3 protein-coding genes are annotated in these 8,399 nt (G+C 35.2%); all 3 read left to right on the top strand.

Annotated features, from left to right (window positions below; translation table 11 throughout):
- Window positions 1-3,325, top strand: a 3,325-nt coding sequence (locus EAH81_RS23935) for a T9SS sorting signal type C domain-containing protein (protein WP_140511522.1), incomplete at its 5' end; no start/stop codon positions are given.
- 225 nt (window positions 3,326-3,550) lie between these two features.
- Window positions 3,551-5,209, top strand: coding sequence for a T9SS type A sorting domain-containing protein (locus tag EAH81_RS23930; RefSeq protein ID WP_140511521.1), 1,659 nt, complete (start codon window positions 3,551-3,553; stop codon window positions 5,207-5,209).
- A gap of 157 nt (window positions 5,210-5,366) precedes the next feature.
- On the top strand, window positions 5,367-8,399 hold the full coding sequence (locus tag EAH81_RS23925) for an RHS repeat domain-containing protein (protein WP_140511520.1): 3,033 nt from the start codon (window positions 5,367-5,369) through the stop codon (window positions 8,397-8,399).

The raw sequence follows: 8,399 nt of genomic DNA, 5'->3' as shown, positions 1-8,399 counted from the left end.
TACAAATACGACTTGTATCAGAAGTTCCGGTTTTACTGGAGGCACGGCAACAATAACGGTTAATCCATTACCACAAGGAAGCTTGTCTGCCAACGGACCTTTCTGCACCACTGGCGCAGGACAATTGGTGTTTACTGCTACAGCCGGAACAGGTCCTTATACCGTAATTTACAATGACGGAACAGCAAATCGTACCGCAAATAGTGTAGTCAGCGGGACAGCATTTGCAACATCGGTTACACCGGTTTTAAGCACGACAACTTATACGTTAGTTTCGGTTACCGATACAAATTCTACTTGTGTAAGAAGTTCAGGTTTTACGGGAAGTGCAGCAACAATAACCGTCAACCCATTACCACAAGGAAGTTTGTCAGCGAATGGACCTTTCTGCACCACTGGCGCAGGACAATTAGTATTTACAGCTACAGTCGGCACAGGTCCTTATACCATAGTTTACAATGACGGGACAGCAAATCGTACCGCAAATAGTGTAGTCAGCGGGACAGCTTTTGCAATAGCGATTACCCCGGTTTTAAGCACGACAACTTATACGTTAGTTTCGGTTACCGATACCAATACCACTTGTATCAGAAGTTCCGGTTTCACAACAAGTTCAGCAACTATAACCGTCAACCCAATACCACAAGGAAGTTTGTCAGCCAATGGACCTTTTTGCACCACTGGCGCGGGACAATTGGTCTTTACTGCTACAGCCGGAACAGGACCTTATACCGTAATTTACAATGATGGAACAGCAAATCGTACCGGAAATAGTGTAGTCAGCGGGACAGCTTTTGCAACATCGGTTACCCCGGTTTTAAGCACGACCACTTATAACTTAGTTTCGGTTACCGACACAAATACCACTTGTGTAAGAAGTTCAGGTTTTACGGGAAGTGCAGCAACAATAACAATAAACTCAATACCAGTTCCGGTTTTTTCTGTTCAGCCTGGAGCAACTGTTTGCGTTGATGATAGTGTTACTTATACCACTTTGGCGGGACAAACAAGTTATGTTTGGACAGTTCCGGGAGTTGCGGGTACGGATTACATCATTGTTTCAGGAGGAATAGCTACAACTGATAATACCGTTTCATTACAATGGAAAACCACAGGAAGTAAGACCGTTACAGTACGTTATTCTTCAAATGGATGTGCAGCAGCGGTAAACGCCAGCAACACAACAACAGTAACAAAAACACAGCCTGGAATCGTAAGCGGAGGAACACATGTTTGTAGCGGAAATCCAAGTCCTTTATTAACTTTAAGTGGTTATAACGGAACGATTATCAGATGGGAATATGCTGAATCTTTGCCATATGTATGGCAACCCATAAGTCATACCGGTGTAACGTATCAGCCCGGAGTATTATCAACAAGTACTAGCTATAGAGCTGTAATTAAAAATGGAAGCTGTGCTGAAGATTTTGCAACAGAAACAAGAATTGATATTGATTCAAGAACAGCTGCTCCGGTGCCGGGGACTATAGTACAGCCAACATGTGTTAATTCAACAGGAAGTATAGTTTTAAATGGTTTAATTACCGGTCCTAATGTGATAATTAATCAAACGGGTACAGCTTTACAAACCTACAGTGATTTTGGGACTAGTTATACCGTTACTAATTTAGAACCCGGGACTTATTTTTTTACGATTCAGGATGGAATAAATTGTCCTTCATTACCAACAGTTGGCATAGAAATTAAACCGCCTGTTACAAATATTTGGAATGGTACAGTCTGGTCAAAAGGAAGTACGCCAATAGAAACCGATGCTATTGAATTTGCCGGAAATTATGAAACAACAGGAGATTTGAGTGCTTGTTCCTGTATTGTTCATCCAGGGGTAAATGTTACTGTAAAAACAAATAATACACTAACAATTGACAACTTTGTAAGTAATAATGGTGGAACTTTAATTTTTGAAAACAATGCCAGTTTACTTCAAATAAACAATTCAATTAATACCGGAAATATTATTTACAGACGAGATACATCTCCTGTTCGTCGTTATGATTTTACCCGTTGGTCATCTCCTGTTACCCGTACTCCGGCTTTTACATTACACGATTTGTCCCCTAACACTTTGATCGATAAATATGAAAGGTATGATCCCCTGACGGGATGGGTGATTATTAACAATGGAACTGCTCCAATGTTAGCAGCAGTTGGATATACAGTTAGAGCCCCACAAAATTATGATCTTAATATTCCTGCTGTTTTCCATGCATCCTTTGAAGGAGTTCCTAATAATGGTCCATATGCGATAAGTTTGGGTGCAGCCGAGAAATGGAACTTGTTAGGAAATCCATATCCTTCGGCAATTTATGCAGATCAATTTATCTTTGATAATGCGGCAAATATTTATGGCACATTATATTTTTGGACCCACAATACAGCTCCCAATAGTACAACATATCAGTATAATGCAGAAGATTATGCGATTTACAATTTATCAGGAAGTATTGTTATAGGTAATATGACAGGTGATGGGGCAACAACACCGGGAAATCAAGATCCTCCATTGGGTTATATTGCAGCGGGACAATCTTTCTTTGTGAAATCAAAAACAGGACAGAATGCTGTTTTTACCAATTCGATGCGTATTCAGGGGAATAATACACAATTCTTTAAAAATGCAAATTCAAAGCTTGAAAAAAATCGTGTTTGGCTTAATTTAACCAATACCCAGGGAGCCTTTAAGCAGTTGTTGGTTGGTTATATTGAAGGAGCAACAGATGGTTGGGATACAAATTATGACGGAATCACAGCAGATGCAAACAAATATTTAGATTTTTATAGCATCAATGGTGATCTGAAACTTGTTATTCAGGGACGCGCATTGCCGTTCAACGATTCCGATATTGTTCCCTTAGGATATAGATCAGCAATTACAGGCGATTTTACAATTGTGATAGATCATGCCGATGGTAATTTGAGTACACAACCCATTTTTCTCGAAGATAAAACAATGGGTATTACCTATGATTTAAGAGCAGGCAACTACACTTTTACAACAACAACAGGCGTTTTTATGGATCGTTTTGTGTTGCGATATAAGAAAACATTGGGAGTTGAAGACTTTGAAAAAGAGGGAAATAACATTATTGCTTATGTAAAAAATAAAGTCATCAAAATAACATCAGATAAAGAAACTATTAATGAAGTCATTATCTACGATGTTTCTGGAAAAATGCTTTATGATAAAAAGAAAATAGGAAATATAGAATTACAAATACCAAACCTGCAATCAGAAAACCAGGTCTTATTTGTAAAAGTGATTTTAGAAAATGGTTATGTATCGACAAAGAAAATAGTGTTCTAATAACTAACATTATAGAGGTGTAAGAATTTGCACTTTTTATTCAAGAAACCCTTCAAATTTTTGATTTGAAGGGTTTCTTGTTTTATAGCACGAAAAAATTAACATTTTGGATGCAAAAATCACCTAAAGTGGGTATTGTGGACCATAATAAATCTGCCTACTATTATAGATTCAAAAAATAAGTTAAAACCTACGGTAATATTCACCTAATCTAATATCCAAAACATGAAAAAAAAGTACTTATTTCTCCTATTTATTTGTCCTCTCTTAATACACGCCCAAGATATTCTCTGGGAAAAAACTTATGGAGGTATACATGCCGATTATCTTTTTGACGCACAACCCACAGCCGACTACGGTTTTATTTTGGCAGGAAGTTCCTTGTCTAATAAAACAGGCAATAAAGAAGAGAACAATAATGGCGATTTGGATTATTGGATTTGGAAAATGAATGAAACCGGAGAGCTGGACTGGCAAAAAAGTTTTGGAGGCAGCGGTTTCGATTTACTGCAAAGTATTAAGAATACAAGAGATGGAGGTTTTATTCTCGCAGGAACTTCTAATTCTACAAATGACTTTCAGAAAAAAGATCCCTGTAAGGGCGGTACTGATTTTTGGGTAATAAAACTAAACGCAACAGGAGCAGAACAATGGCAAAGAACAATTGGCGGAAGCGGACAGGATGAACTTTTGTGTGCTTTCAAGACAATTGATGGAGGTTATATGTTGGGTGGTTCATCATCCTCAAGTCCGGAAATAACAGAGGATTTAATAGCTATTAAATCTTCGCTTGATAAACCCGATGGCTATCGTAAATCTGAAAAAAGCTACGGCAACATGGATTACTGGATTGTAAAACTAGATAAACATGGAGTTATAGAATGGCAAAAAACTTATGGAGGTGAATATGCTGATATATTGAAAAGCATGGAACAAACCAAAGACGGAGGATATATTTTAGGAGGTTATTCTAATTCGCCGGAATCAGGTAATAAAACAGAATCTCAGAAAGGAATAGGAGATTACTGGATTTTAAAAATCAGTAATACCGGAACTATCGAATGGCAAAAAACTTACGGCGGTAACGGAGATAATCAATTGTATGTGATTCACCAAACGGAGGATGACGGATATATTGTGGGAGGAAATTCAAATAGTACAAGCCCACTTACTTCATTGGGAGGTATTGTGAGTAATGGTACCGATTATTGGGTATTAAAACTAGACAATAAAGGAGATGTATTGTGGAGCAAAACATATGATTTTGGCCCAAAAGATATTTTGACTTCACTAATAGAGAATGAAGACAAAACGTATTTGGTTGGCGGATATTCTCAGGGAGTAGATAGTCCAAGAGAGGGCGTAATTGGGAAAGTCGCCAACGCTGTCAAAAAAAATAAAAAAGAAGACGGTTACATCGCTTTGAAAATTGATGAAGTGGGAGAGAAAATCTGGAAAAAAACTGTCGCAAGCAATGGCGAAGATGTTTTGCAAAAACTTTTTGAAACCCGTGATGGCGGATATCTATTTGCAGGAACATCAAAATCAGGAACTTCAAAGAATAAAAGTTCCAGTATTGGCGGTAATGATTTTTGGGTAGTGAAACTAAAAGACAAATCAAAACCTGACAAAATCAAAAGAAAAAGCATCGAAGCAATACCAAATCCGGTAGTGACTTACACGAATATTATTATAGGCTATGAATATGAAAAAGGTACTGCTACTGTCGTAGATATGGCTGGCCGAATATTGCAGCAATTTAATATATCAGAGCAAACTATTCCGGTTGACTTGAGCTACTACGCGGAAGGTATTTATATCGTGAATATAAAAACGAATGTGCAGAGTGATGGGATTAAGGTAATAAGGAGAGGGAAAAATTAAAAGTAGAAAGCTAATCTTTTTCTAGTATATCAATGTGAAAATTAGTGTAAAACAAACAAAATAAATACAGTGGAAAACTTGCTTTTCATCACTTCAAATAAAATTTTCACTTCAATAAGTTTTAAATTAAAATAGAAATATGATTTTAAAAAATAAAATGATAATTGTTTTTTTAGCATTATCAATTCAAGCCATAAATTCTCAATCAAACGATCCTATTCAAATTAAATCACCTGAAACAAACTCTTTTGAAAAAGCAGGTAATATTCCTATAAATCTATATGCAGGATCTATAGATTTAAAAATTCCAATTTATACTATACAAGCAAAATCATTAAATATTCCGATAGGATTATCATATGATTCCTCTGGTTTTGTTCCTCATAAAAAAACAGATCTTGCTGGTGTCAACTGGTCACTTGTAGTAGGGGGTAAAGTTTCGAGAAGTATTAATGGACTGCCGGACGAGTATGAAGGAAATCCTATGTCGAATGTTCCCGGATCTCTATATGGAGCTGATTTACATGGCTTTTTAAAAGGCGTTAGGACAAAACCTTATTCCAAAGAGCAGGTCTATGACTTAAATAGTGGTGTTGGCTTCGGAAGTTTTAATACTTGGGAAATAAGTTCAGGCAAGGACGGCTATGAAGGCGAGCCAGATTTATATAGTTTTAGCATTCTGGGACTTAGAGGAAAATTTATGGTAGGTAATGATGGTGCCGTAAAAGTGGAATCTAATGATCCAAATCTAAAGGTTGATCTAAGTGGGTTAAAAACTTATGGAGGAAGCGGTTATTGTATTCCTCCTGATTCAGAAATAATATTAACAGATGGAAACGGTAATAGATATTTTTTTGGAGGTGATTTTTCAAAATATGAAATAGCATACTATAGAAACTCTCCGGGTTTAAGTAAAAACGGATTTTCGGGCTTTCCGATAGTAAACTCTTTCAATATTTCTAAGATTATAATGTCAAATAATGAAATTATATCTTTTGATTATTATAAAGGTACTTTAGCAAGTTCTTTTTGCCAAATGATGACTACAGCCGTTAATTTAAAGGAAAACGCAAAAGTCCTAAGTTTAGAAAGTTATTTTCAGGAAGGCACAAGAATTGATCAATTTCAAAATTGTCCGGGAGGAATTTCGGGGTGTCTTACTTCTTCACAAAGCGGTCCGTCAACTAATACCTCATATACATTATTAAAAAGATCATTATTAGAGAAAATAACATACAATAATATCAATGTAGTAATTAATTATAAAGATCAGGGATATCCAATAAAACATATTGAGAATTCTAACTTGTATTTTAATGAGTATGTTGTTGATAATAYTGAAATTAAAGATGGTTTATCAACTGTAAACAAGTATTCGTTTGATTATAAGGATTTAGGAGGGGTTAATAAGAGACCTTTTTTAACAGGTTTTCAGGAAATAGATCCAGATAAAAAATATTCTTTTGAATATAGTAAAACAGACAAATTACCAACTTATTATACGACAGGAATTGATCATTGGGGATTTTGGAATGGAAATGACATAAATACTCAATATGCTCCATTTGATACTTATAATACTGCAACCGGAGATTATACCTTAAATAATACGAGCAGGGATCCAAATTATCAATATGGATCGGCCGGGCTATTAAACAAAATAATTTATCCAACAAAAGGATATACTGTTTTTGAATATGAATCCCAACTTTATAGCAAAAGAGTGGAAAGAAATTCAAATAGTTTATTCTTACCGGTTTTAATGGATGTTCAAGGTCTTTGTGGCGGGGCAAGAATCCAAAAACAATCAGATTATTCCAATCAGGGAATCCTTTCTAATCAAAAAGAATACAAATACAGTACAAATATATCCACATCTATATCTTCTGGTATTTTATCCAATTGGCCCAGATATATATATTATTTTGAATTTAGTGCTCCGGGTTCAATTCAAAAATTATTTCTAAAATCCAGTAGTAACGTTCAGCAGAATACTCTGGACGGATATAATGTTGGATATTCTAAAGTATATGAAATAAGCAAAGGAAATGGATGTATTGAGCATTCATTCTATAATTATGTTGACACACCTGATGTTTCTGCACCTTATGCGAATAATTTAAGAAATTGGTCAGGTGACACAAAAACCAAAATAACTCCTGAAAATTTATATAAAAATTTTAAAAACTTATATGGTTTAGATTATAGTGCTTTAAGAGGTTTAAAATCAAAAGAAAATTTTATAGCAGAAGACGGCAACGCTAAAAAGACTATTGAATATAAGTATAACGATTTTATCGATTATAATCCAAATTCAATAATTGACAACAACAATTATGTTTCTATAAATCATCTAAGCGGAATTTGGGTTCAGGGATACAAGAAATACTTCAATTCGTTTGAATTAAAAAGCAAAATCATTTCAGAAAATTTTAATGGAAAAGATTTAAAAACAGAATATAAGTATTTATACACTAGTCCAAATCATTTACAGCTCAGTTCACAAACAACCAGCAACTCAAATAAGAATACTTTGGAAACAAAATACTTCTATGCACCGGATGCTGAAATGTTAAAGGAACCCCTTAGAAGTGAACTGATTTCTAAAAACATGATAGGTATACCTCTAAATACCCAAACTTTTAATAACGATGTGAAATTATCTGAACAAAAAACAATATACGATAAAAGTGCAGCCACAAGCAATTTGTTATTACCCAAATATGTACTTGAAAATAAAGGGGCGGCAGCTTTAATAGTGGCTACAGACAAAAATATATCTTATGATAAATATGATGACAAAGGTAACCTCTTGCAGTATACGCTTGAAGGAGGTACACCTATATCTATTATCTGGGGATATGATAAAACACTGGTGGTTGCTAAAATAGAAAATATCGCCTACGCAAGTATCCCGTTAAGCCTGATTAATGAAATAGTAATTGCATCTTCAAATACTGGTACAGAAGCAAAAATGTCTGCGGCAATAAGTAAGTTATATCAAGATCAGGATTTAGCAAATACAATGATTACTGGCTATACCTATAACCCTCTTATAGGAGTTACCTCAATGACAGCTCCAACGGGACTAATTACATTTTATGAATATGACAGTTTTGGAAGACTGCAATTTGTAAAGGATGCACAGGGAAATTTACTTTCTGAAAATCAATACCATTATAAAAACTAA

This window comes from Flavobacterium pectinovorum (genome assembly GCF_006438875.1).
Lineage (GTDB): Bacteria > Bacteroidota > Bacteroidia > Flavobacteriales > Flavobacteriaceae > Flavobacterium > Flavobacterium pectinovorum_A.
This window is presented reverse-complemented; position numbering and strand designations above follow the sequence as displayed.